30 protein-coding genes and 5 pseudogenes are annotated in these 25,051 nt (G+C 44.9%); 12 read left to right on the plus strand and 23 right to left on the minus strand.

Annotated elements, in window-relative coordinates:
• Positions 1 to 30 precede the first annotated feature (30 nt).
• The 8 genes and pseudogenes from RS881_RS54045 to RS881_RS54080 all read right to left on the minus strand — a co-directional run bounded on the left by RS881_RS54045 (position 31) and on the right by RS881_RS54080 (position 5,585).
• Entirely contained in the window at positions 31 to 678 is a 648-nt protein-coding gene (locus RS881_RS54045) for a response regulator transcription factor (protein ID WP_315818375.1), read from the minus strand.
• A 118-nt stretch (positions 679 to 796) separates the two neighbouring features.
• The gene (locus RS881_RS54050) at positions 797 to 1,264 is read right to left on the minus strand and encodes a sensor histidine kinase (RefSeq protein ID WP_315818376.1); all 468 of its coding nucleotides are present in this window, start codon (positions 1,262 to 1,264) and stop codon (positions 797 to 799) included.
• A complete protein-coding gene (locus RS881_RS61205; RefSeq protein WP_350340048.1) occupies positions 1,261 to 1,569 on the minus strand; it encodes a histidine kinase in 309 nt (102 codons plus the stop codon). The genes RS881_RS54050 and RS881_RS61205 overlap by 4 nt, the downstream gene beginning before the upstream one ends.
• Positions 1,485 to 1,967, minus strand: a complete 483-nt coding sequence (locus tag RS881_RS54055; RefSeq protein ID WP_315818377.1) for a triple tyrosine motif-containing protein — start codon at positions 1,965 to 1,967, stop codon at positions 1,485 to 1,487. Before RS881_RS54055 ends, RS881_RS61205 begins: the two co-directional genes overlap by 85 nt.
• Positions 1,968 to 3,320: 1,353 nt before the next feature.
• Positions 3,321 to 3,685 (minus strand): annotated as a pseudogene (locus tag RS881_RS61210) (peroxiredoxin).
• A 199-nt stretch (positions 3,686 to 3,884) separates the two neighbouring features.
• Positions 3,885 to 4,565 carry an Ig-like domain-containing protein gene (locus RS881_RS54070; protein ID WP_315818379.1) on the minus strand — a complete coding sequence of 227 codons (681 nt, stop codon included), beginning with the start codon at positions 4,563 to 4,565 and terminating at the stop codon, positions 3,885 to 3,887.
• Positions 4,566 to 5,019: 454 nt separating this feature from the next.
• A pseudogene (locus RS881_RS54075) lies at positions 5,020 to 5,340 on the minus strand (M23 family metallopeptidase); the annotation flags it as partial.
• The gene (locus RS881_RS54080) at positions 5,238 to 5,585 is read right to left on the minus strand and encodes a M23 family metallopeptidase (protein ID WP_315818381.1); all 348 of its coding nucleotides are present in this window, start codon (positions 5,583 to 5,585) and stop codon (positions 5,238 to 5,240) included. The gene RS881_RS54080 and the pseudogene RS881_RS54075, both read right to left, overlap by 103 nt.
• Positions 5,586 to 6,045: 460 nt before the next feature.
• On the opposite strand from RS881_RS54080, the gene RS881_RS54085 reads away from it, so the two are divergent.
• The 6 genes and pseudogenes from RS881_RS54085 (at position 6,046) to RS881_RS54110 (ending at position 9,598) form a co-directional block, all read left to right on the plus strand.
• Entirely contained in the window at positions 6,046 to 6,255 is a 210-nt protein-coding gene (locus tag RS881_RS54085) for a hypothetical protein (protein ID WP_315818382.1), read from the plus strand.
• A gap of 525 nt (positions 6,256 to 6,780) precedes the next feature.
• A complete protein-coding gene (locus RS881_RS54090) occupies positions 6,781 to 7,281 on the plus strand; it encodes a carbamoyl phosphate synthase preATP-grasp domain-containing protein (RefSeq protein ID WP_315818383.1) in 501 nt (166 codons plus the stop codon).
• Positions 7,263 to 7,720 (plus strand): annotated as a pseudogene (locus RS881_RS54095) (ATP-binding protein); the annotation flags it as partial. The gene RS881_RS54090 and the pseudogene RS881_RS54095, both read left to right, overlap by 19 nt.
• Before the next feature lie 207 nt (positions 7,721 to 7,927).
• Positions 7,928 to 8,461: a hypothetical protein gene (locus tag RS881_RS54100; protein WP_527250450.1), complete on the plus strand. Its 534-nt coding sequence runs from the start codon at positions 7,928 to 7,930 to the stop codon at positions 8,459 to 8,461.
• A 38-nt stretch (positions 8,462 to 8,499) separates the two neighbouring features.
• Positions 8,500 to 9,240 (plus strand): carbamoyl phosphate synthase preATP-grasp domain-containing protein, encoded by a 741-nt coding sequence (locus RS881_RS54105; protein WP_484557650.1) that lies wholly within the window; start codon positions 8,500 to 8,502, stop codon positions 9,238 to 9,240.
• Positions 9,197 to 9,598 (plus strand): ATP-binding protein, encoded by a 402-nt coding sequence (locus RS881_RS54110; protein ID WP_315818385.1) that lies wholly within the window; start codon positions 9,197 to 9,199, stop codon positions 9,596 to 9,598. The genes RS881_RS54105 and RS881_RS54110 overlap by 44 nt, the downstream gene beginning before the upstream one ends.
• Before the next feature lie 113 nt (positions 9,599 to 9,711).
• Here RS881_RS54110 and RS881_RS54115 read toward each other — a convergent pair whose 3' ends face one another.
• From RS881_RS54115 to RS881_RS54130, 4 genes are all read right to left on the minus strand, one after another.
• Positions 9,712 to 10,368: a response regulator gene (locus RS881_RS54115; protein ID WP_315818386.1), complete on the minus strand. Its 657-nt coding sequence runs from the start codon at positions 10,366 to 10,368 to the stop codon at positions 9,712 to 9,714.
• 11 nt (positions 10,369 to 10,379) lie between these two features.
• Entirely contained in the window at positions 10,380 to 11,186 is an 807-nt protein-coding gene (locus RS881_RS54120; RefSeq protein ID WP_315818387.1) for a sensor histidine kinase, read from the minus strand.
• Positions 11,187 to 11,360: 174 nt separating this feature from the next.
• Positions 11,361 to 11,924 (minus strand): hypothetical protein, encoded by a 564-nt coding sequence (locus RS881_RS54125; RefSeq protein WP_315818388.1) that lies wholly within the window; start codon positions 11,922 to 11,924, stop codon positions 11,361 to 11,363.
• A 96-nt stretch (positions 11,925 to 12,020) separates the two neighbouring features.
• A complete protein-coding gene (locus RS881_RS54130; RefSeq protein ID WP_315818389.1) occupies positions 12,021 to 12,524 on the minus strand; it encodes a hypothetical protein in 504 nt (167 codons plus the stop codon).
• 699 nt (positions 12,525 to 13,223) lie between these two features.
• On the opposite strand from RS881_RS54130, the gene RS881_RS54135 reads away from it, so the two are divergent.
• The 6 genes and pseudogenes from RS881_RS54135 to RS881_RS54155 all read left to right on the plus strand — a co-directional run bounded on the left by RS881_RS54135 (position 13,224) and on the right by RS881_RS54155 (position 17,769).
• Positions 13,224 to 13,751 (plus strand): DUF4131 domain-containing protein, encoded by a 528-nt coding sequence (locus RS881_RS54135; protein ID WP_315818390.1) that lies wholly within the window; start codon positions 13,224 to 13,226, stop codon positions 13,749 to 13,751.
• 28 nt (positions 13,752 to 13,779) lie between these two features.
• Positions 13,780 to 14,360, plus strand: a pseudogene (locus RS881_RS62710) (ComEC/Rec2 family competence protein); the annotation flags it as partial.
• A complete protein-coding gene (locus tag RS881_RS62715) occupies positions 14,355 to 15,203 on the plus strand; it encodes a hypothetical protein (RefSeq protein ID WP_527250451.1) in 849 nt (282 codons plus the stop codon). The pseudogene RS881_RS62710 and the gene RS881_RS62715, both read left to right, overlap by 6 nt.
• A gap of 93 nt (positions 15,204 to 15,296) precedes the next feature.
• Positions 15,297 to 15,710, plus strand: coding sequence for a hypothetical protein (locus RS881_RS54145; RefSeq protein ID WP_315818391.1), 414 nt, complete (start codon positions 15,297 to 15,299; stop codon positions 15,708 to 15,710).
• A complete protein-coding gene (gene purH, locus RS881_RS54150; RefSeq protein WP_315818392.1) occupies positions 15,691 to 16,821 on the plus strand; it encodes a bifunctional phosphoribosylaminoimidazolecarboxamide formyltransferase/IMP cyclohydrolase in 1,131 nt (376 codons plus the stop codon). The genes RS881_RS54145 and purH overlap by 20 nt, the downstream gene beginning before the upstream one ends.
• Positions 16,822 to 16,830: 9 nt before the next feature.
• Positions 16,831 to 17,769, plus strand: coding sequence for a DMT family transporter (locus RS881_RS54155; RefSeq protein ID WP_315818393.1), 939 nt, complete (start codon positions 16,831 to 16,833; stop codon positions 17,767 to 17,769).
• A gap of 78 nt (positions 17,770 to 17,847) precedes the next feature.
• On the opposite strand, the gene RS881_RS54160 is transcribed toward RS881_RS54155, so the two are convergent.
• From RS881_RS54160 to RS881_RS54215, 11 genes and pseudogenes are all read right to left on the minus strand, one after another.
• Positions 17,848 to 18,567, minus strand: a complete 720-nt coding sequence (locus tag RS881_RS54160; protein WP_315818394.1) for a polysaccharide deacetylase family protein — start codon at positions 18,565 to 18,567, stop codon at positions 17,848 to 17,850.
• Between the two features lie 11 nt (positions 18,568 to 18,578).
• On the minus strand, positions 18,579 to 19,100 hold the full coding sequence (locus tag RS881_RS54165) for a DUF7033 domain-containing protein (RefSeq protein ID WP_315818395.1): 522 nt from the start codon (positions 19,098 to 19,100) through the stop codon (positions 18,579 to 18,581).
• 342 nt (positions 19,101 to 19,442) lie between these two features.
• A complete protein-coding gene (locus RS881_RS54170) occupies positions 19,443 to 20,609 on the minus strand; it encodes a LutB/LldF family L-lactate oxidation iron-sulfur protein (protein WP_315818396.1) in 1,167 nt (388 codons plus the stop codon).
• A 28-nt stretch (positions 20,610 to 20,637) separates the two neighbouring features.
• Positions 20,638 to 21,197 (minus strand): annotated as a pseudogene (locus RS881_RS61215) (DUF3109 family protein).
• A gap of 88 nt (positions 21,198 to 21,285) precedes the next feature.
• The gene (locus RS881_RS54185) at positions 21,286 to 21,456 is read right to left on the minus strand and encodes a hypothetical protein (RefSeq protein WP_315818399.1); all 171 of its coding nucleotides are present in this window, start codon (positions 21,454 to 21,456) and stop codon (positions 21,286 to 21,288) included.
• On the minus strand, positions 21,456 to 21,908 hold the full coding sequence (locus RS881_RS54190; protein WP_315818400.1) for a hypothetical protein: 453 nt from the start codon (positions 21,906 to 21,908) through the stop codon (positions 21,456 to 21,458). Before RS881_RS54190 ends, RS881_RS54185 begins: the two co-directional genes overlap by 1 nt.
• Positions 21,905 to 22,240: a hypothetical protein gene (locus RS881_RS54195; protein ID WP_315818401.1), complete on the minus strand. Its 336-nt coding sequence runs from the start codon at positions 22,238 to 22,240 to the stop codon at positions 21,905 to 21,907. Before RS881_RS54195 ends, RS881_RS54190 begins: the two co-directional genes overlap by 4 nt.
• Positions 22,241 to 22,411: 171 nt before the next feature.
• Positions 22,412 to 23,068 carry a hypothetical protein gene (locus RS881_RS54200; RefSeq protein ID WP_315818402.1) on the minus strand — a complete coding sequence of 219 codons (657 nt, stop codon included), beginning with the start codon at positions 23,066 to 23,068 and terminating at the stop codon, positions 22,412 to 22,414.
• Positions 23,069 to 23,274: 206 nt separating this feature from the next.
• Positions 23,275 to 23,766: a hypothetical protein gene (locus RS881_RS54205; RefSeq protein ID WP_315818403.1), complete on the minus strand. Its 492-nt coding sequence runs from the start codon at positions 23,764 to 23,766 to the stop codon at positions 23,275 to 23,277.
• Between the two features lie 119 nt (positions 23,767 to 23,885).
• Entirely contained in the window at positions 23,886 to 24,206 is a 321-nt protein-coding gene (locus RS881_RS54210) for a transporter associated domain-containing protein (protein ID WP_315818404.1), read from the minus strand.
• Positions 24,182 to 25,051, minus strand: a complete 870-nt coding sequence (locus RS881_RS54215) for a CNNM domain-containing protein (protein ID WP_315818405.1) — start codon at positions 25,049 to 25,051, stop codon at positions 24,182 to 24,184. Before RS881_RS54215 ends, RS881_RS54210 begins: the two co-directional genes overlap by 25 nt.

Below are 25,051 nucleotides of genomic sequence, written 5' to 3' on the forward strand. Positions count from 1 at the left end.
AGCAAAGATTGCCGATTGCCGTCTCCCCCGTCAAACGATCCGCTGATTGATCGCCTTGGCCACCACTTCCGTGAGAGAGGCTACATGCAGTTTTTCGTAGATCTTTTTTACATGACTACGCACCGTTTCATAACTGATCGTTAACCGGTCCGCAACCATTTTATAACTCAGCCCTTCTACAATACAGGCCAATACTTCTTTTTCACGGGAGGTAAGATGATAATCCGGCGCTTTTTCCGGCTTTACATGTTGTGGTATCTGCTGCAGCTTGCCCAATACTTTACGGGCAATAGAAGGCGACATGGGAGAGCCCCCATACTGCAGTTCCGTAATGGCCTCTACAAGTTTCGTATTCAGGTGATTTTTGAGGATATAGCCCGAAGCGCCGGCACATATAGAATCAAATACCCGGTCATCGTCTTCAAATACCGTTTGCATTAAAACCTGGATATGCGGAAACGCCTTCTTGATAGCCCCCGCTGCCTCAATACCCGTCATGCCGGGCATTTCAATATCCATCAACACAATATCCGGCTTGCTATCCCGCATGTCTTCTATACAATCCAGTACATGCGAAAAGGAACCCACTACCTCAAAGCTGGGTACGGTATCCAGCAACAGCGTAATACTCTCCCGGATATTTTTATTATCATCAAATATGGCAATGCGTAGACTCATATAAATGCTATTCGCCAAATATCACCTTCTCCCCTCTGACCCGCAATCCCCATAATGGGTTAGTCCCCGATCCAATTAACCTCCCTCCTCCAGGCAAAGGATTGCCGATTCACGATTCCTATCCTATCGGAAACCGCAATCGAACAGCCGTACCACCCCCAGGTTGACTATCTATTTTCCATACTCCTTTCATTTCCCCAGCCCTCATCTCCATATTGCGTAACCCATTGCCCGACAACGATTGAGAGGCATAAATAGGGGCTGTTTTCAGGTCGAAGCCCCTTCCATCGTCCTTCACTTCCAACTCAAGTTGATGATGCCGTAGTCCAATCCTTACCCTTAGGTTTCTGCAGCCAGCGTATTTCAGCGCATTATTGACCGCCTCTTTAAAGATCAGGTAAAAATTCTTTCGCCTCGTCATTTCCAGGTTCACCTGCCTGATGCCCGGCTCTACCTCAAAATGGAAAACAATATCCTTCGATGCCAGTAAAGGCCGTGCAAAGGATTCCATCCTTTGCAGGATCGTTTCCATGCTATCATGCCGGGGATTAATGGCCCATACAATATCATTCATTTCCGAGATCATCTCCCCGAAGTTGCACTGATCTTTTCCAATGTTAACTGTAACTCCCCCTGCCGCCCCTGGTCATGGTATATTTTGGCTACCTGGCTATAAACCGAAATACTGCTCAGCGTAGATCCTACATGGTCGTGCAGGTCCTGAGCTATTTTATTACGAATGGCCTGTTGTTTTAGTAGTTGGGCAATCCGGTAACTATAAATACCATAGATCCCCAGCCCAATACTCAGCCCACATAACCCATAAAACCACCAACCTTGCCAAAAGGCGGCAGGATCCTTATACCTATACTGGCTACTTTTCCATTCCACTTACCCCTTCCATTGCCAACCCGCACCTTTAATACATAATCTTTCGCCTCCAGATTAGAGAATTCCTGCTCCTTACGCACACCTATATCGATCCAATTGTTATCCCGTCCTTCCAACATATAAGCATAATGCGTATTCCCGTCAGGAGAGAAGTCCGACGCAGCAAACACTACCGTAAAATAATTTTGATCATACTCCAGATCGATCCTATCCTTCAACAATAACTCATGGTGAGAGGCATTGAATATTTTAAAATCCGTAAAAAACACTTCCGGCATCCGGAACCTATCACAAATCACCTTGCGCCCACCACTTACTTTGGGTACCAGGGAGGGTACCTGGGCAGGCAATCCAATCCAGCAGAATAAAAAGAGCGGTAATAAATACTTTTGACACATACTACAACATAATTGACACTGCGCGGCAACATTAAAAGTAGAGAATACAGCACCGGCCCGGCCGGCCATTCGAGTGAATAGGCCATTATCATGAGTAGAGGCCGCTAAAAACAAAATACCGTTGGATGCTGTTGACATACCGTCGGTTCGATAAAACCCCTACCTGAAAAGACACTTTATATATAATATTGGTTTGGTCTTACACAAATTTCAGTGAACCCTCCTAACTAAAAACCCCGAATCGGGGATTTGCTATCCCCATATCCGGGGATGATTTTATTTCGCTACCAATAACCGCTAACTCCTAACAGCCTTATAAGGATAACTGCTTACTACCTGGCGCAAGTTACAAGGGTGGGTCGCTCTGCCGCCTCCTAATAAAACTTTTATCCACCTTCAATTGTTTTCTATACAGGCCCAGTAAGTCAGTCCATAAGCCGCCATCCTGATGCTCATATCATACAGCATCAAAGATCAACTTGGCAGGTTTATTGCTGCTTTATAATTTCCTTGCTCTATTCCATTTGCTAATTCAAGGTAACAGGTGTGTAAGTTCCTCGCCCGGCCCGTATAGGGGCTTTGTATCGTTTGCTGCGACCCACCGTTACGTCCAAAATGGACCCTTGCAACTTAATGACAGAAGGTTTAAGCTTCTCCATAAGATATAGTTTTTAATGATGAACGATAAATCGGTGGGATCGCTACACTTATATATGAAAACACAAGATAGATAGGTTTAATAAATATTACTTTTTAGCTGTTTTAGCACCTCTTTACAGCGTATTTTCAGCGATACTACAGCGATCCAATAGCGGCCTTTCAGCGAACTTACAGCGAGCATTTAGCGACCTTATAGCGACTTTCTCCCTAAGTACTCCCTATGCACTCCCATAGTTCCGCCATATATCATCCTGGTATAGGCCATATGCTTACCAACTAACCAATCCTCCTTTCAACCTGTTAACGCATTAACCTATCAACCCTCTCCACGACCCTGATGCAGGGAACTTTCATTCAAATTTATTTCCGCTAACACAAGCCAGCAGGTTACTAATAGTAAGTGATCAAAGTTATGCAGGGGAGGAGCTGGCTCGCCAGGCTGCGCGGAGCGATCAGGCCTGGCTTGATTTTTTTGGTTCTTTTGTCCCGCAATAAGCAGGAGCAAAAGAACAGAAAAGCTGCCCTGCCTGGCAAGGCACTTATCAAAGCCTAGCGCAAGTATACAGCAGGGTTGCTGTGTATTGGCGTACTTGTGCCCGCCCATTGAACGTTGAGTATTGAACATTGATCATTTCGTAATCCAAACAAACGCATTGCCGACTGCCGATCCTTCCAAACAAACGCACCCACAACTCACTTCATAGCCGCAACGATCTCTTCCGCATGTTGCTTATTCTTCGGACGGAGGAATATTTTACGGATGACCCCTTTCTCATCCAAAACAAACGTAGTTCGCAAAATGCCCATGTATTTACGGCCATACAATTGCTTTTCATCCCATACACCATATTTATCGATGATCTTGTGACCTGGATCGGCCAGTAATGTAAAAGGAAGATCATACTTCGCCTCAAACTTTTTGTGCTTCTTTTCTTCGTCCGGACTAACACCCAATACCTCAAAACCTTCCTTTTTAATAGTCCGTAATTATCGCGCAGGTTACAAGCCTGTACCGTACAAGTAGGCGTATCATCTTCCGGGTAGAAATACAAGACCACCTTCTTTCCTTTATAATCAGCCAGCGAAACAACATTCCCATTCTGGTCTTTCCTTTAAACGCAGGCGCTTTATCCCCTTCCCGTAGTGTTACCATATATCTTATTGATCGTTATTATATTCTTTGAATATTGAGCATCGAACATTCCCCAACCCAGATTGTTCCTCTTTCGGTCTTCCGGTCTTCCGGTCTTCCTCCTCCTACCTCACAAACCTAAAAGTCTGCGTCGTCCCATTCCCCGCCTCATCCTCCGCCGTTATCGTCAGTTCATGATCCCCAGGTGGGCATTTTTCATCAAACCGGTAAATGAATGTACGCCCTTTATCATTTGTAAACCGTAGCCATTTGCCATCCAGCATCGTGCGCACATTTTTACCACGCCCCAGGTTATCAGTCACCGTAAAAGTAATGCGGCTGACTTTACTCAGGTTAGCCCCATCCACCAATCCCGGAGCAATGATCTGCGGCGGTATCTCATCCGTTACCAATCGAAAGGCTCCAAAATCCCGGAAACGTGCCGAAGCCCAGCCATTTTTCCATTCCACCTTCTGCACGTCATTCTTGCTCCCACTATACCATTGCATTACCGTGCGCTGCTGTTCAGCAACAGTCAACGGGCGCGTTGGTTTAATGCGTACCAGCATGGCTTCCTGTAATGGAATTACCGACGAACCGATGGTATGTACATCCGATACCCCTTGTGGATGCGTATTGGCGGCCTGGCTATGCCGGATATGCACCGAATCATACAAGCACCGTTCCCCAATATAGAATTCACAAGACTCCGATTCAAACCCATCCAGCATGAGCGGATAGAACATTTTAGCCGTATTGACCACCGGTACCACCGCCGCCCCATTGTATTGTACCGAAAATTCCAATGTCGAACTATTCTCATACACGTCCTTAACCACAATGCGAACACTATGCACCGCCCCATCACTGATATCGATGGCGCCATCCCCTTAACCTGCTTATAAATGGAAGGCACATAACCCGGTAAATCACTCAGGTGCTGCAACCAGGCCCCACCCGATGATTTAGTTCGGTAGTCTATATGCGCATTCAGGTACCGCGTTTCATTATAACCGATATTATCCATCCGGAAACCGATCACCGCCCCATTGTCCACATACAAAAGCCCCTCAAAAATACCATTCAGGTTAGTAGAGCCTGTATGCGTATCAAAGGCCGTAATCCCAAAACTCACCTTGGGCGAACTGACCGTAATCAGGCCGGGCGTTGTACTATAACTATTGCCCGCCCCCTTTACCGCAACAAGCCGGGGCGATTGCTCGTACACACTTTGCGTACGGTCATAGATCGCCAAACGCATTATGCGGGGGCCACATTGTCCACCAATGGCAATCCAAACAACAGCGGATTGACATTTACATCATCCAGCGTACGCCTGATCTCGAAATGCAGGTGCGGCGCCTGCGATCCACCCGTATTACCACTATACGCCAGGAACTCCCCCTTCTTAACCGGAAACTGACCAGCAGTTAATTCGAGAAAAATATTCCACGATTCCCGTGCATACTGTTGCTGCTTTACCCAGTTTTCCAATTTGGGATTGAAATCATTAAGGTGTGCATAGAGGGTAGTAAACCCATTGGGATGATTGATGTAGATAGCCCGGCCAAATCCCCCGGCTCGATCTTGATACGCGAGATATACCCATCCGCAGCGGCATACACCAACTGGTTTTCCACCCTTTTTGTTTTCAGATCAAGCCCCATATGATAATGGTTGGGACGTAGTTCACCAAAATTCCCGCTCAGGTCCATCGGTAGGTCCAGCGGATTGCGGAAATATCCCTTGGGATAGCCGGTAGGAGCAAATACCTGTGCCTGCATAACCTGCGTACAGCACAACAGAACAAAGACCAATACACGCATCCGTTCAATTCATTTTTGAGTTAGTAGTCCTGCAAAACTAAGGTGAAAGAGCTTCCTGACAGCCGTAAATTAACCAGCCACCTGGCCCTTCCTCCATACCCCATCCTGCATTCCGGATCACTAATCAGCCTGTTCACTGGAAATTGTACCCCATTCACTCGTTTTGTTTACGAAGCATCATAAAAAAACGACTAATTGCAGAACAAATTCAGCTAGGGAAAAACCTGATGAAAACAAGCCAATATTAAACTAATATTAAAGTTTCAACAATTGGGTTACCCGGCACGCCAATGGGTATAAACATACAGTAGGCATTGAATTCGCTATAAGTATGTTAAGTTTAAAAAATACCCACTTAGTTGTATGTTTTTTGTGAACTATGGAACAGCTTTTGGCGTATATAAATTGTCTAAGTATATATGAAATGAAAGTATAAATCTACAACCAGTATTTTATGAGTATGATACGTAATAGGACGGTGTTACTACTGGCATTAACGGTAGGGTCCATAGTAGGGATGTTTAAAGGCACAGAAGCAAAGCAGAAATGGGTATTTCGTATCAAAAGTCGTTTTGAGGAAAAGCGCCATTTGGCCGAAGAAAAGAAGTTTATTCGCCAGGGTGGTGTTCCACTTGACGATATTGAGATCGCCGCTTTTCACAACAACTGAACACATTCTAATTTCCAACCAGCAAAATAATAGCCTCTGCCGGTGGTAGAGGCTTTTTTATGCCCTCCCAGCCCATTCCTACCTACCCGCCTCCAGCTACCCTTATCGAGACCTTATAGAGACCTTTCCGAGACCTTATAGAGACTTTATAGAGACCCTTTTCCATGCCATACAGGTACCACCCCTGTATCAGACAGGTACCAAACAGCCCTGCCACCCACTTTTATTCCTGTAAGCCTGTAGGCCCGCACCCCCACCTTTCCCTCAATCCCTCCCCTTTCATTTCCTTTTCCTTTTATCCCCCTGTTTTTCCCTTTTCCCGCTTTCTCCATTTAGCCCCTCCTCTCTCCCCTCTTTCTTCTCCTGCCCTCTTAGCCCCCATCTTTCATCTCTTTTCCCCCTTATCCTCTCTTAGCCCCAAAAAATAATCCGCATTATTCCTCTCATCCCCTTACTTTTGCGCAATTTATCCCGCCGGTAAGCCACGGGATTTTATTCAAAAAAGTAAAAACAGCGTTAAAGAAGATGCCCAAAGACACCTCGATCAAGTCAGTACTTATCATCGGTTCAGGCCCCATTATCATCGGACAAGCATGTGAATTTGATTATTCAGGCTCCCAGGCTGCCCGTAGCCTCCGGGAAGAAGGGATCAAAGTGATCCTCATTAACAGTAACCCGGCAACCATCATGACCGATCCCATGATGGCCGATAAAGTGTACCTGCTGCCCTTAACAGTAGAAAGTATTGAGCAGATCCTGGACGAAAACCAGATTGACGCCGTATTGCCCACCATGGGTGGACAAACGGCCCTCAACCTGGCCAAGGAAGCCGCCGAACTGGGCGTTTGGGAAAAATACCATTGCCGCATGATCGGCGTCGATATCGAAGCCATCGATACCGCCGAAGACCGCGAGAAATTCCGCCAGCTCATGGTCAAGATCGGCATGCCCGTAGCCCCTCCAGAGTTGCCAACTCCCTCCTCGAAGGAAAAGAGTTTGCCCAGGCCATCGGTTTTCCCCTCGTAATCCGCCCTTCCTTTACCCTCGGTGGTACAGGCGGTGGCTTTGTACACGACAAATCAGAACTCGAAGCAGCACTCGACAGAGGCCTTAAAGCCTCCCCATCCACGAAGTACTCGTCGAAAAAGCCGTTCTTGGATGGAAAGAATACGAACTCGAACTTCTACGGGATAAGAACGACAACGTAACCATCATTTGTACCGTCGAGAATGTAGACCCCATGGGTGTACATACCGGCGACTCCGTTACCGTGGCCCCAGCCATGACCCTTAGCGATACCGCTTTCCAGGAAATGCGCGACAAAGCCATCCTCATGATGCGCAGCCTCGGCAATTTCGCAGGCGGCTGTAACGTACAGTTTGCCCTCGACCCGGCAACAGAAGACCTGATCGCCGTAGAGATCAACCCACGCGTAAGCCGTTCTTCGGCCCTCGCATCCAAAGCCACCGGCTACCCCATCGCCAAAATAGCCGCCAAACTGGCCATTGGGTACAACCTCGACGAACTCAAAAACCAGATCACACAAACCACCTCGGCCTATTTTGAGCCTGCACTCGACTATGTGATCGTAAAAATGCCCCGTTGGAATTTCGACAAATTCAAAGGCGCCAATGATACCCTCGGCCTCCAAATGAAGAGCGTAGGCGAAGTAATGGCTATCGGCCGCAGCTTCACCGAAGCCATTCAGAAAGCTTGTCAAAGCCTGGAGAACAATGCCGTCGGTCTCGGCTATTACGGCCACAGCCGCATGCACGCCGAAGAACTCATAGAATATATTAAAGTCCCAAAATGGGACCGTATCTTCCGCATAAAAGATGCCCTCACCCTCGGCGTGTCCGTAGGTACCATTTCCAAAGCTACCGGCATCGACCGCTGGTTTGTAAACGAGATCCAGAAGATCGTGAACATGGAAAAGGAGATCGCCAAATTCAAAATGGCTACCCTGCCCGATGAATTGCTGAAACAAGCCAAATTCCTCGGCTTCAGCGACCAGCAGATCTCTTTGATCATGCAGGATGGCAGCGATGAAGCCATCTATGAGAAAAGAAAAGCAGCCGGTATTACCCGCGTTTTCAAAATGGTAGATACCTGCAGCGCCGAATTTGAAGCTAAAACCCCTATTTCTATTCCACTTTCGAGACCGGCAATGCCAACGAAAGCAAGTCCAGCAATAAAAAGAAAGTAATAGTACTGGGTTCCGGCCCCAACCGCATTGGCCAGGGCATCGAATTCGACTACTGCTGCGTACACGGATTATTGGCACTGAAAGAATGTGGTTACGAAGCCATCATGATCAACTGTAACCCCGAAACTGTGTCAACCGATTTCGACATGGCCGATAAATTGTACTTCGAGCCTGTATTCTGGGAACACCTCTGGGAGATCATTGAACTCGAAAAACCCGAAGGCGTTATCGTACAGCTAGGTGGTCAAACAGCCCTCAAACTCGCAGAACGCCTCCACAATAAAGGCATTAAGATCATCGGCACTTCTTTCGACAGCATGGACATTGCCGAAGATCGCGGCCGTTTCAGCGATCTCCTGAAGGAACTCAAAATACCTTACCCCGATTACGGTACCGCCTACGATGTAGATGAAGCAGTAGAAGTAGCCAATAAAGTAGGTTATCCCGTACTCGTTCGCCCCAGCTATGTATTGGGTGGCCAAAGAATGCGGATCGTGATCAATGATGAAGAGGTCGAAAAAGCAGTAGTAAGCCTCCTGAAACATATCCCCGGCAATAAGATCCTCATCGATCACTTCCTCGATCGTTGCCAGGAAGCCGAGATCGATGCCATTTGCGACGGCGAAACCGTACACATCATGGGACTCATGGAGCACATTGAACCCGCTGGTATCCACAGTGGCGATAGCAATGCCGTACTGCCACAGTTCAACCTCTCCCCTGATCGTGGAGACCATGGAAGAATATGCAAAGAAAATCGCCTTAAAGCTCAATATTAAGGGCCTCATCAATATCCAGTTTGCCATCAAAGATGGTAAAGTATATGTGATCGAAGCCAATCCACGCGCCTCCAGGACCACACCTTTCATCGCCAAAGCCTACCAGATCCCCTACCTCAATATTGCCACCAAAGTAATGTTGGGTCAGCAAAAGGTACGCGACCTGAAAGTCGTAAAACGCCTGAAAGGATACGCCATCAAAGAACCCGTATTCAGCTTTGAAAAATTCCCCGGCGTAAACAAGGAATTAGGCCCCGAAATGAAGTCTACCGGCGAAGCCATCCGCTTCATTAAGGATCTCCGTGACCCCTACTTCCGCCAATTGTACAAAGACAGGAGTATGTACCTGAGCAAATAATACCATGTACTGGCTCATAGCCAGTTAACGACAAAAGAGGATATCCCCAAAAGGTATCCTCTTTTTTATTGGTATATTTTTTACAATTGTATTTTTAGTGACCCCAGGCCCCGCTATGCCTCCACCATTCCATGTCGGATAGCATACAATACCAATCCTACCCGGGTTTTCACTTTCAGCTTATCAAACAGGGAATTCCGGTAGTCATCTACCGTACGCGGACTTACAAACATCTTGGCCGCTATATCCTTATAGGTGAGTTCTGAACATACCCATTGCAGGAATTCTTTTTCCTTTTCCGTTAAAGAGATCGGCTCATCAGGCTGATCAATATCCTTATGCAGCCCACTGATGATCTTCCCGGAAATATACTCCGACAGGTAAAAATTCTTTTCCATTACCGAATCCAGCGCCATCTTCAGCTCTTCTGGCTCTGTATTCTTCATGATGTAACCCTTAGCACCCAGCCTAAGCATACGTATGATCGTGCTTTCATCACTCGACATAGACAAGGCCAATACCTTGATATGCGGATGGTTCTTAAATAACCATTTCACCGTTTCATAACCATCCATACCCGGCATGTTCACATCCAACAATAGTATATCAGGAATAATATGCCGGCCTATCTTATCCTTTACATCCGAGCCATTATCGGCTTCAAATAAAATGGTATAATTCTCAAAAGTACTGATCAACCGGGCCAAGGCTTTGCGCATCAGCGTATGGTCATCAGCAACCGCTACTTGTATTTGTTTTCCAACTGTCATTCGGAGAGTACTTAGCTTTCTTGTGGCAAAGATAGTTGAATGGTAACAGTAGTCCCTTTCCCCGGAGCACTTTTCATTTCCAGATCAGCACCAATCAACCTTGCCCTATTGAAGATACTCTTTAATCCAACACCGGAAGAAGAAGAAACCGAATTTCTCTTGGCCTCCACATCAAATCCCACCCCATTATCGGCCAGGATAAGCACAAATTTATCATCATCCGAAAATACCAGGCTCACCCCAACACGCGTAGCCTGGGAATGCTTCAGGATATTGTTCAGCATTTCCTGGAACATCCGGAACAGAAAGATAGACTTCTGACCATCAAAATGATGCTCTGGCCCATCTGTCTCAAATTCCACTTCCATCAACCCGCTTTTACGCACACTTTCCAACTCAAACCGGATAGCCTCCACCAACCCTATCTGCGCTATACGGTCACTATGCAGGCTCTTCGTAAGATCCGATAGATCAAGCGCCGCTTTATTCAGAATTTGACGGGAATTAAGAATTGGCTCATACGCTTCATGAGCCTTATCAATAGGCAAAATAGCCAGCGATAATTTAACTACCGACAATACCTGCCCAATGTTATCATGTAGCTCCTGACCAATCATTTTAAACGTCTCCTCCTGGATCTCCAGTTGAGAACGCAATACCTCCTGCTCATACTGATCCTTCATGCGCGTCAACTCCCGCTCATGACGGTGTTGCCTGCGCTGATACTGTAATACCGTGATCACAATAAAACTCACCACTGCAATAGACAATATCCCCGCGATGATAATGAAAATATAAATTTCCTGACCCTGATTCATGCAATTATATGGCTGTTAACTAGTATGGATAAACACAATGGCTGACGGCAAATTACAAAATTAATTTCCGCATGATCATTTATTTAAAATGGCCGACTCTACAGCGATCTCCGGATACGGAAACTGCATAAAAACCAACCGTAAAAAGCGTATACAGCAACGCATTCATGACAGTTAAAATAGTTGTGATGTTCTCCAAAATAATATTTGAAGCATCATACAATAGTTTATATAACCCGAATAAAGGGAAACTACAAATATAAAGAACATCAGCCCTGTACAGATCCAGAAAGCCGGCTCCCGTATCAGGTTTACAGAACTGGGCAAATGAAACAACTCATAAAAATAATAGATGCACACTCCCACAATCATCAAACAACCCAGCGAATAGGAAATAGAGGGAAAATCATTCACCTGTATAAAATGGATATTTACCAGAGCCAACACCGGATACAAGATCACCATCGACAACACAATTTTCTTCATCCGGCTTGTCCGTATAAAATTATAAAGCGCAAACAGGTAAAACTCAAATTCAAAAGCTGAAAAGTAAATAGTCAGGGAAGAATTGTCTTCCCTTGCTTGATTCATCCTCCAGCTAATGATCTCCACCGTCAATGTAAATAATAGGTAAGGTGAAAATAGCTTTAGATAATAGGGTACTCCCTGTCGAAACAAAAGCGTAATAGAAGCCAGTAAGCTGATAAACTCAAAGTATAAGTATCCTGGAACGTTCATGACCCCGAATATAATCTATATTTTTCTGCTGCCATGCCAAATAAGAAAAACCTCTGTTGGGGAATAACAGAGGTTCTTCATTATATAAAAACTTAATTATACAACTGTTAATCCTTTTGGACCACGGTCAACAATCGTTACACCAATACCACCCCAGTCATCTCCACTGTCACCAGGACCAGCAGGTTTATTAGTGCCGCCCGAGCTGCAATTAGGAGGACAGGCACTACCTAAATTGTAGGCCAGGATCTGACCTGGATTCATATATAGGTCTTTATTGGCAATACCTGTTTCAGTTTCTTTGCTGCGGGTAGCCACCATTACAATCGTCTGCCGGCTGCTGTATTCTGGCTTTACCTCGTAATTCTCAGAATAAGCACCGAAACACATCTTAATACCATCGCCGCCATGCGCCTTTATTTTTTGAATGAAATCTTCCAGTTCTTCTATACTGTACCATACACTTAAGGAATCTTCCTTGCCAATATGCTCCGAATTGTGCACCCAACGCTCCCTCTTGTAATTGCGGATTACAGTGTCTACGTGGTTAGTGTCTACATACCTTCCAACCTTTAAAGATTTTTTTTGAATAGTTGTCATTGCTTGGGGATTTAAACATGAATGATTTTGATAACGATGTAAAATTAATCAGCTATGGGGAGAACTTCGGCTACAATAGAGTGTTAGCCAAATAATTACGAATTAGCATTATTCGTAAAGTGAAGAATTTCAAGGAGTCACGTGAAAAACATCGAAAAAAACCGCTAAAAACTGACAATAAAACCGCTAAAAAACGGAGGTCCTACACCGTAAAAAACGGGGATACAGCCCCCGCTATTCAGCTGCTTAAAATCCCGTTATTAATAAATAGCCCTTTGTATGGGTAGCTTAGATTTTTGTCTGAAATTAGATACTGGAGAGTTGCTATCATCCCGTTTTTCAAAATCCAATACTCCTGTGAAAGCCAGCCGACAGATTTCCTCAAGGCCTTTGTTCACACAAATACTTGAGGAAATTTTATTCTGATCTTTCCCAACCTGATTAAAAGCACCGCAACTACCTGATTTCCCATTACCATTATTACCTTATCCTACTTTTCCCGGTTAGGTGGAAGTGGTGCTTCTTTTTCTCCTGAATCAATACTACCTCCCAGCTTTAAAGCCCCTTTTCTTAACAGAGATTTGTCTTTTTAGTATGCGTTCAACCAGATTATTTGCTTGGAAGGAAGCCCCTTTTTTGCGTTTTATCCCCCTTATAATAGGTATTCTAATTCAATGTTATACCCGCCTGCCACTCTATATGGCCTGGATCACCGTTTTAGCCTGTAGTGCAGGCCTGGTATTGTTTTCCCGCTTTTCATTACCCACAAAATTTAGGCTCCGCCTCATAAATGGCTTACTACTAAATACCCTCCTCCTGGCTACCGGTTACTTACTGTCCTGGTACAAAGACATACGCCACCAACAACAGTGGTTTTCCCATCACTACACACCCGCCGATACCCTTCTTGCCACCATTGAAGAACCCCTTCAGGAAAAAAGCAAAGACATACACTACCACCGCCACCCTGCAAGCCATTATCAAAGGACAACAGGTCCATCCGTAAAAGGCAGGATACTCCTCTACTTTCAAAAAAACAGCCAACCACCCCATTTGCAATATGGAAATCAGATCATGTTTATCAAAACTCCCGAGCCCATCAGCAATACCGCCAACCCCGCAGCCTTCAATTATGAACAATATTGCGCATTCAAAAACATCTTCCACCAGGTATACCTGCGTAAACACGAATACATAACCGCTGAAAAATGCAGTATAACCCCGTAAAAAAGTACTGTATTATACCCGTGAAAACTTGCTGAATATCCTCCGGGAAAACATCGCCGACAAAAAGCAAGCCGGTTTAGCGGAAGCCCTTTTATTAGGTTATAAAGACGACCTCGACAAACAACTCTTACTATCATATATCAATACCGGTGTAGTACACGTAATCGCAGTTTCAGGGTTACATCTTGGACTTATTTATGCACTACTCATCTTATTATGCAAATGGTTACCCAAACCATGCAAGCGGTGGCTCAGTCCCATTATCATTATTACTTCCCTTTGGCTTTTTGCCTTCTTATCCGAGCCTCCCCCTCTGTCCTACGCGCAGCCATCATGTTTACCTGCCTGGTCATAGGCAATCAATTCCCACAACCCAATTCCGCCTACAATTCCCTGGCTGCATCTGCATTTCTCTTATTATGTTATGATCCCCGGTTCTGCTGGGATATAGGTTTCCAGCTTTCCTATGCAGCAGTATTCAGCATCCTCCTGTTCATGAAACCACTTTACCAAACCCTTTTCATTAAAAACAAATACCTCAACTATGGCTGGAAACTTATTTCCGTTACCCTGGCAGCACAAATACTCACCCTGCCCATCAGCATGTACCACTTTCACCAATTCCCCAACCTATTCCTTGTAACCAACCTCGTAGCTGTCCCCCCTGTCCAGCCTTATCTTGGGAATAGAATTAGTCATCTGCGCATTTGCCTTCATCCCCCAGGCCGCAACCGCCATTGGCTGGCTATTGAACCAATTGATCCGCCTCCTCAACTATTTTATCGAAACCATGAGCCGGCTACCCTATACCATTACCGACGGTATACAGATCAGCCTACTTCAGGCGATCCTCCTTTATGCCATCATCTTCGGATTTGCTACCTGGCTACTACAAAAAAGAAATTGGGCATATTCACAGCACTGGGAGCCTGTTGGCTATTTTTCATACTTTATGCCCAATCCTGGTACCAGGCAAACAAGCAACAAAAACTCATTGTATACAACGTCCCCCAACACCAGGCCATCGATTTTATTACCGGACAAGCATTTGTTTTTAAAGGCGACTCCCTCCTCATAAATAACCCCACCCTCTCCAATTTTCACTTAAAACCCAGCCGTACCGCACACCGCATCGCCCCTGCCAATAGCCTAAGCAACCTCCTGCAGGCAACCAACCTCTTTAAGTTTGGAAATATTTCACTCCTGCTGGTCGATCAGGCCATCCCTGTATTAAAACCTGATCACAGGATTCCCATAGATATTATCATCCTTTCCCGCAACCCCAACATATCAGCCAAGGAACTTACCACCCTTTTTGACTGTCGTAAAATAGTGATTGACCCTACCAATTCTCATTGGAAAACAAGGAGTTGGCAACAGGATTGCCATAAATTGGGTATCTCCTGCCATGCTGTGACAAACCAGGGCGCCTTTGTTTTAACCCTCCATTAAGTTACCTTTGCGCCTCTCAAAGCATTTACCACGATTGTTCTGTACCAGGAAAACCATTCCTGCTATAGAATCCCTCTTAGAAAATTTAAGTTTATGACAAAAAAGATTCAGTCTGCCCTCATTTCTGTTTTTTATAAAGATGGTCTGGAACCAGTAGTACAACAACTCCACCAATTAGGAATCACCATCTACTCTACCGGTGGAACCCAGGCCTTCATTGAAAAACTCGGCATTCCAGTAATACCTGTTGAAAACCTCACCACCTACCCTTCCATCCTCGGTGGACGCGTAAAAACACTCCACCCATCCGTATTTGGTGGTATCCTGGGCCGCCGGGATAATGAAACCGACCTCCAGGAAATGAAACAATACAAGATCCCAGAAATAGACCTCGTAATTGTTGACCTCTATCCTTTTGAGGAAACCGTAGCCAGCACCAGCGAAGAAAAACTCATTATCGAAAAAAATAGATATTGGCGGCCCCTCCATGATCCGGGGAGCTGCTAAAAACTTCAGAGACCTCGTAGTCGTAGCAGCCAAAACAGAATATGCCCCACTCGAACAATTACTCCGCGAACAACAGGGCACTACCACCCTTGAGCAACGCAAAGCTTTTGCAGCCAAAGCATTTGAAATCGTAGCCCATTACGATGTCGCCATCGCCAAATACTTTAATCCAGCAAACCCATTATACTTCCTGGAATCCATCCCCAAGCCTAAAACAATGCGCTATGGCGAAAATCCACACCAAACAGGCGTATTTTATGGCAACCTCGATGCCTTGTTCAATCAATTGAATGGTAAAGAACTTTCCTACAATAACCTCGTTGATGTAGATGCTGCCGTACAATTGATCGGAGAGTTTGGTAGCAATGCCACCTCAGCCGTATTTGCCATTATCAAGCACACCAACGTTTGCGGCATTGCTGCCCGTGATTCAATAAAAGCAGCCTGGGATGCAACACTGGCAGGAGATCCCGAAAGCGCCTTTGGAGGCGTACTCGTTACCAATGCCACCATTGATAAAGCTACTGCCGAAGCCATCAACGAGATCTTCTTTGAAGTACTGATCGCCCCATCCTTTAATGAAGATGCCCTAACCATCCTGAAGTCTAAGAAGAACAGGATCCTCTTACAACAGAAAGCGCCTTTCAAAAAGACCGAAGAATACAAATCTGTATTGAATGGAGTATTGAAACAAGGAGCTGACGAAGGTAATTATGTAGAATGGAAAGAAGTAGGAGGCCGCGAAACCACCCCTGCCGAAAGAGCTGATCTTGATTTCGCCAACCTGGTATGCAAACACCTTAAATCAAATGCCATTGCCCTGGTCAAGAACAAACAACTCATAGGAAAAGGTTGCGGCCAAACCAGTCGCATCGACTCCTTACGCCAGGCAATTGAAAAAGCCAGTCAGTTTAAGTTCGACCTGAATGGAGCCGTATTGGCCAGTGATGCATTCTTCCCTTTCAACGACTGTGTGCAAATGGGTCACACTGCTGGTATCACGGCTTTCATTCAACCCGGTGGCTCCGTAAGAGATAAGGATTCCATCGACTATTGCCAGCAAAACAAACTGGCCATGGTAATGACCGCCATGCGCCACTTTAAGCACTGATAAGTAAGAATGATCGCACCAACATATAAACCACCTTTCCTTCAAAAAAGAGGCACCCGGTTCAAAGCCCTTTTTGCCTTGGGCATGGTATGCTTCTTTTGGGGCACCACTTGGATTGCTTCCCGCCAGGGAGTAAGACACATGCCGGCGTTACAATTGGCAGGCATACGCCAATCCATTGGTGGTCTCTTATATGTGGTCTTTTTTATTAGCAAAGGAAGAGCTTGGCCAAGGGGAAAGGAATGGGGCCCGATCATTATCCTAAGTTTGCTGAATTTCGCCCTCACCAATGGACTGTCCACCTGGGGCGTCAAATACATTTCAGCAGGACTAGGGTCCATTATCGCAGCCACTTTTCCCCTCTGGATCGTTCTTATTAACCTCTTTACCGCCAGGTCCAAAATACCAGCTAAAGCTATTCTGGGCTTGTTATTGGGCTTTGCAGGCGTATGCGTTATTTTCTACGAACACCTCGCCGACCTCTTAGATCCCGAATTCCGGTTCGGTATCCTTCTTTCACTAACAGCTTCCTGGACCTGGGCATTCGGAACCCTTTACACCAAACAACAGGCCGCTGCTTTCAATCCCTACTTCAGCCTCGGACTCCAAATGCTTATTTCAGGTATCATCACCAGCCTCCTGGCAGTGGTCACAGGCCAAACCATTCCAGTTCAGGATATTCCCTGGCAATCTTGGACTGCCATTGCCTACCTCGCATCTTTTGGCTCAGTTATCTCCTTTATCGCTTATTTATACGCATTACAAAACCTCCCTACCGAACAAGCATCCATCTATGCTTATATTAATCCGGTAGTGGCAGTATTATTAGGTTCCTTATTATTTGATGAAAAATTGACCTTGTTTATTATCGCCGGAGGAGCTATTACATTATTGGGTGTACACCTCATCAACAAAGCCTATAGGAAAATCAAACAAGCCGAAAATTAACTTCCCGCCCAACTCCCCATCTTTCTCAGACTTTCCAACTTCCGGTCTTTCCGACTTCCCGTCTTCCGGACTTCTCTATCAATCCGAATAAGCATCCCAGTAAACCGTTTCTTTCATAAACAACTCAAACATTTCACGCCAGCCGGCAAAGGTTTTATCAGTGCCCAAAATCGAGTTATGCCAAATAGAGATCATCATGCCATTTATTTTACGTACCTGCTCATGATACAAGATCAATTCTGCATAAGCCTGTTGCGGTGTATCCTTTTGCTCATAAAATGAATTAGCATCCATAAAACAAAAAGGATAGATCAGCAGCGAAGTAGCTTTTTCCTGCCTCAGGTCATACCAGGCAAAAGAAGAACAAACAGAAGCCCTGAAACCATTGATACTACCGTACCCCATCGAAAAATCTTTTTGTATACCCGCCTTGATCAGGTATCGATACGTATCGGGCAATTCAAAACGGATATAGTGCTGACGGCTGCGGATGATCTCTGTATCAGCTACCACCTCCAGCCACTCTTTCTCTTCAGCCAGCAGATCAACATCATCACCACTTTGCCAGGATGGATGAATGCCCGTTTTATAAGTATTGGCATAATATTCAATTAAACTGCGGAAAGCCTTTATATGCGTAGGTATATTTTTATCATATCCAACCTGCTTACGGGCCACCAGGAAAAAGTAATAAGGCCTCGAACGACAATACAAATGCAACGCATCCAGCCACTCAAAACAATCATAAGGATCCTTCTTTGCCCCTCGCAACACATCCCAACGCTCCTTAACCAGCAACCATTCACCCTTCAGAATACTCCGGCCAAAGCCCCCGCAGTTCGTACAAAACCTTTATGCAGGTACGACCAGGCAATATCAATATCATAAGAAAGGATGCATTTGAAGTTGGTCTTCCGGAACAGCAAACCAGGAAACTTTTGAACAAGCACTTCTTTAAAATGCTTTAACCAATAATTCACCAGGGGCTGATCTAAAAAGCCTTCCCTGAAAGCGAGTGAATTCGTATGCCCATACCGGCCATATTCATCCTTTTCATGCGGCAGGTATTCCTCATACCGGCTAAGTAAATAAAAGGAAGCAGCAAAAATATCAAAGGGGAGATCTCCCGTGGTCGAAAAAAACGCAACCTGTCCGTTAGTAGTAAAACAATGGATCGTTTGAGGCCGGATACCACTTTCAAACAATAGATCCACCGGGTGGATGCTCAAATGATGCCCCGTAAGATCCTGCGAAGAATAATTCAATTTAGGGCCATTCGCTTGCTCAAAAGCATGGCTATCCGTAGTTATGGAAATAGGCTCTTCAAACAATTCTTTGCTGAAAAATCAACAATATATTGAAGGCGGGGAGTAATGGTATTACAATAAAGCAGCATCCGTAACACAAAATAAAAAGTCAACTGACAAAGTTGACTTTCCGGCAAATAATGTTATCATTTTTTGATCTGAGAGGCATGTCGTTCCTGCCATTGCTCATTAAAGGTTTTCGCAGCAAAGTCCAATTCCCCCGATGAGCTGTCCAACCTTTAAAAACCTTGTTAACCATCCAGTTCTTCGTTTTCTGGCTCCCTTTGTTCATCCATTTACGGTTAAGACTGGCTACTTTCCAGGCCTTCCAGGCCATCCGCTCCGTCCACCCCGAAGCTCCTTCCTCTACCGCCTCATGCCGGTTTTCCAGTAAAGCTCATGCAGGTTGATCTTTACCGCACAAACCTCCGTACAATTACCACACAGCGAAGAAGCATAACTCAAATGCTTCCAATCATTCATCTCTTTCAGGTGAGGCGTGATCACCGAGCCAATAGGACCACTATAGGTAGTGCCATAAGCGTGGCCACCAATATTCTTATAAACAGGACAGGCATTCAGGCAAGCTCCACAACGAATACAATACAGGCTCTCCCTCGCCTTTTCATTGGCCAGTATTTTCGTGCGCCCATTATCCAACAAGATAACATACATCTCTTCAGGCCCATCTGTTTCACCCGGCTGCCGGGGTCCGCTCACAATCGTATTATACACCGTAACCTGCTGCCCCGTACCATAAGTAGCCAGCAAAGGCCAGAATAAACCCAGGTCATTAATAGAAGGAATGATCTTTTCAATCCCAACAATCGCAATATGCGTTTTAGGAAACGCACAACTCAAACGGGCATTACCTTCATTTTCAGTAACCGCAATCCCTCCAATATCTGCTATAATGAAATTAGCCCCTGTGATCCCAATCTCTGCTTCTACATATTTTGTCCGCAGCTTTTCCCGTGCCACCAGCGTAAGCTCACTGGGTGTTAGATTGGGAGCAGTACCCAGTTTATTGTAAAATAACTTGGCCACATCCTCTTTGCTTTTATGCATGGCCGGCGTTACAATATGATAAGGAGGCTCGCCATCTAATTGTTGAATATATTCTCCCAGGTCCGTTTCTACACTTTCAATACCTTTCTTCTCCAGGAAGTCATTCAGGTGAATTTCTTCCGTTACCATACTCTTACTCTTTACGATCGTTTTGCAGTTCTTCTCTGCACAGATCTTTGCTATTTCTTCCAGCGCCTGCTTGGAATCCTCAGCCCAAATAACCTTCCCGCCACGCTTCATGAGGTTAGACTCAAACTCTTCAAGATATACATCCAGCATTTCAATGGCCCGCCATTTCACATTTTTAGCCCTTTCACGGGCTAGGTGCACATTCGAAAACTGCTCTTTACCAAGCGGTACAGTAGCGTTGTATTTGCTGATGTTGAAATTCACCTTACGCCGGTGTTCCAGATCAGCCGCTTTAACCGTGCTCTTGGCCATGAAGGTTGAAACAATATCGCTCATGATCCCTGTTGTAGAATGAAATACTTGATTAATCTTCCTGCTTGCCTGCAAAATAATCTTTGGCCACCTTATCCAGCGCCTGGTAAAATTCTTCGCCGTATTTACGGATAATGGGTTCCTTCAGGAACTGATATGCAGGTACTTTTAGCTTTTTACCAAGGCCACAGGCTGGTTTGCACAACTCTTCCCGTGGCTCATAATTCATCCTGTCAAAATCGCCATGGCGGCCATTCTTTTGTATAATGGGGAAAAATGACAACTAATAGGCTTCTTCCAGCCAATTATTCCATCATTATAAGCCTGTTCAAAGGCACATTTAATGATCCCTTTGGAATCCCTGATGCCATATACGCAGATCTCATTATCATTACCCAGTGTAGGCGTTACCCAGCCAAACTCACGGTGGTAAACATATTTCCCTTTCCGTTCTATTTCAGCTATTGACTCCTTCGTCAGGTAAGGCTTCACCTTGTCATACAACTCAACCACCAGATCCAGTTCACCATCTTCCAATGGCGCACCCGCATCCCCTTCCTCACAACATCCACCTTTACACTTCACGAGATCGCACACAAATTGCGCCTCCACTACCTCATTACTGATTAATACATTTTCAACTGCTATCAAGAGTATTATTTTTACATGGCAAATTTACAACCTTGCCCGTAACCCTGGCCTATATATTTTCAACCGGGGTAGACACCTTTTTCCGCCCAAATACCTTATCCAGCAGGTTTTTACCCTTTACCTGCAACAGTTTTTGAGAAGTGAGGTAATGGATCACTTTTTCCTCCAGCCAATGATGCAGGGGTAATAACATGGCAATGAGTAAGATCTTGATCAACATTACCTTCCACGGCTCTCCATGTGTCCAGTGATGAATTTGATTGTCAGCAAGAAGGATAATGAACTCAAAAGGAAAATAAAAGCAAAAAAACCAAGCACTTTAATCGTTGCAGTCGATACACGGAAAATGCCTGCCATTACCAATAAGATAAAGATCCCTACTATGGCAACTACAATACCCATATATTGGATCTTATGCCTCCGCGACAACTCAACCTCCCTTTGATTCGCCTCCCGCTCCTTACGGCGGTTTTCATTGTCAATTTCAAGTGAAAGCAGGTCCTTTTCTTTAGCCAGCTTTTGTAAACTGTCCTTGTATTGATAGGCTAAGCTATTATAGAGATGAGCATTTTTGAAATCCCCTTTCAATTGATAAAGCGAATCCAGGTTGACCGTCGACTGCTGTTGTAAATCCAGGCTACCTATTTCGTCCCCCAATTGTTTGGCTTTCAACCAATAATTGATCGAATTATCATAATCCCCCGCTTGCGGAAATAGTATGCATAATTGCTATAAAACCAGTACTTATTGGCCTTGGTAGCCCACATTTCAAAACCAGGCTCAGCCAGCTTGAAGTAATAAGCAGCAGAATCCAGCTTATTCACATAAGTATACATTGAGCCATACCCCTGGTATACAAAGAAATCCATTCCCGAACGGCTGATAAAATCTCCTACCTCTTTGTGTGATTTGAAAAATGCCAACCCTCTTTCAAACTGATTATTATTCAGGTACAGATTCACCAGGTTCAGATAAGTGCCCAGTTTGAACTTGTCGATCTTCAATGAATCGGCAAGCGTCAGCGCATGCTCATAAAACTTCTCTGATAGGTCAAATTGCTTGGCATTGCGGAATAAGGTACCAAGACTATTATAGGTATCCAGTAGATCATACAGTTTGTTGTTCGTCCGCTGAAGTTGTACTTTCTTAAATTCAAAATCCTTGGCTTTCTCATATTAGCCGATCACATTATAAAAGATTCCCAGGTTGGTATACACATTTCGCAATAGCTCATAGCGCTTGTCCTCCTCTGCAATATCCTGTGCCGTCAGGAAATTACGAAAGGCAAGCAGCTTCTCATTCTTTAACAGGTAAGTCGAACCCAACGCTGAAAAGACGATCGTCCTGATAGAGTCATCCTTGCTATTGACCACCAATGCGGAGGCAAGGTTATTCAGATTCAGGGCTTTATCCAATTCGCCGGAAACCCGGTACCCCCGCGCCAGATAAGTATAGGCCAGGGCCGTATAATCGTCCAGACCACTCCCCTTAGCCAATTCAACAGCCTTCGTAGCAGACACTATTGCCTTACCCACCGCCTCCTGCGATCCCGAAGATTCATAATAACGTCGTGCATTATAGAGGAAGGCCCTGATCATTAACGTCCGGTTACGGCTCACTTCCGCAATCTCCATCATCTCATTGGCATATTTGACTGCCTGACTATTATCCCAGCCCATAGAATAAACCGACAGATTAGATAAGACATTGATCCTTTCCGCATCATTAGCAGCCTTGGTAAGCGATAATTTCAGACTGTCTTCAAGAGGAGTTTGTGCATTAAGCAGAAAGCCTATAAAAAATGAAATCAAAAGCAGGAATGCCCTTCTCATGTGCTTAGTTTTGGTAAGTTCTAGTAGCACGAAAAGTAAAATAAGTTGGCGGGAATGCCAAAAGAAAGAAGAAATTAGCGGCAACTAAATGTTTAGACCTACCTGGAAAGGGGATCCTATTTCCATTGAAGCGAATTGATCAGGTGCTTCATATCCGTCAGCAAAAATCATTGACAATACCGAGAGAATCTTCATTGGGCGTGGCATCAAAATACAAGGCCCCACGTAAAAATGCCGCACAGAATCCGTAACAAAAAACTGCTTGGCTGTAGCCGCATTTCCCCCACATTAAAGAACAGTCCACCGACACCCAAAGGAGTCCTGATAGCCGAATCCGTAATCTCTGTAGCCCTTGAGGTATGCTTATACGTCATTTCAAAAGCATCATTTACCAGTTTGGTGAAATTATTCTTTCCAATCTCTTTATAACTGATGTAGAACTTTCCGTTGAATTGGGGAAAATCAATATTGATCCAATAATCATTTTCCGGCTTTCCCTCAAAGAAAGTAGTGTCTTTAACAACTTTAGCATATACCGGGTACTCAAACGTGTAGGGATAACCAGGCTGGTTAAATGTTTGGTATTGATGCTTGGGAAAGTCTATCTTAAAATATCCTCTTCGCTTAAGCGTATAGTCGCTATTACAGGCACCAAGTATACATATGATCAGGAAACACAAAAAGGATCTAGTCTTCATACTATATTTTAATCAGCGCTTTTTCAAAAAAAACTACCCATTCATTATTGCCCCTTCACAATTGCCCCTATCCCCAACTGTACTCCCTCATAGCTGTTTGCCTCAACCACAACTTACTATCACACCGTCCCAGGCTTGATCGTCACCTTCACTTTTTTGATCCGGTTACGGTCTACCTCAATGATCGTAAACTCAAAATCCCCAATGGGAACCATATCACCAGCTTTAGGAATTTCGCCCGCCAGTTCCAGTATCAACCCAGCCAGTGAATCACTCTCCCCTTTTACCTGGTCAAAAGTATCAGCCGGTAGGTTCATAATACTGCATGCATCATATATCATAGTACGGCCTTCAAAAATATACGTGGTATCATCTATTTTCTTGTTACCAGATTCCTCTTCATCAAACTCATCTTTTATTTCACCAATAATCTCTTCCAAAATATCTTCCAGCGTAATAATCCCGCTGGTGCCTCCAAATTCATCCACCACCACGGCAAAATGGATCCGCTTACTTTGAATTCAGTAAGCAGATCTTCTACGAATTTCTGCTCATGTACAAAATACGGAGGCCTCAACAAACTTTGCCAATCATAGCTATCCGCCTCATTTAGGTGTGGTATCAGGTCTTTGGAATGTATAATACCCTGAATATCGTCCAGGCTCCCTTTATAGACCGGCATTCGTGAATAATGCAACTCTTCAACCTCCTTCTTCAAAGCCTTGAATGAAATATTGTGCCCAACACCATGTACATCTAGCCTTGTACGCATCACTTGTTTCACCGTAATATTGGCAAACTTATAGATCCCGGCCAGGATACGCTGCTCCTCCTCCTCATGAATAGTGGAACGGATAGCCTCTTCCAATTGTTTTTGCGTATACGCACGCGAAGCCTTGCCCCCAAAGATCTTCTCAACCCGGTCCGAAAGGTTTACCAACCAGCCGGCCATTCTTTTGAAAATATAATAGATCACTTCTACCAGGAAAGAAGATTCATAGGCCGAACGTAAGTTGTTCTGATTGGCCCTTACCTTGGGCAACACTTCCCCAAACAACACCATCACCGAGCAGATCACCAATACTTTAATGGCATAGACCAGGAATTGCACAAACCAGCCGTCCTGCTTAAAAGTAAAAATGGGATCTATGAGAAAATTGGCCAGGATAATGATCGCAATATTAATAAGCGTATTGGCAATGGTGAGTGAAGCCTGAAGCGCCCTGGGCTCTTCCAGTAAATTGGCAATACGCTTCCAACCCGAATCCTGCTTGGTTTTAAGCAT

Origin of the sequence: Paraflavitalea speifideaquila, assembly GCF_032395985.1 — a bacterium.
Taxonomy (GTDB): domain Bacteria; phylum Bacteroidota; class Bacteroidia; order Chitinophagales; family Chitinophagaceae; genus Paraflavitalea; species Paraflavitalea speifideaquila.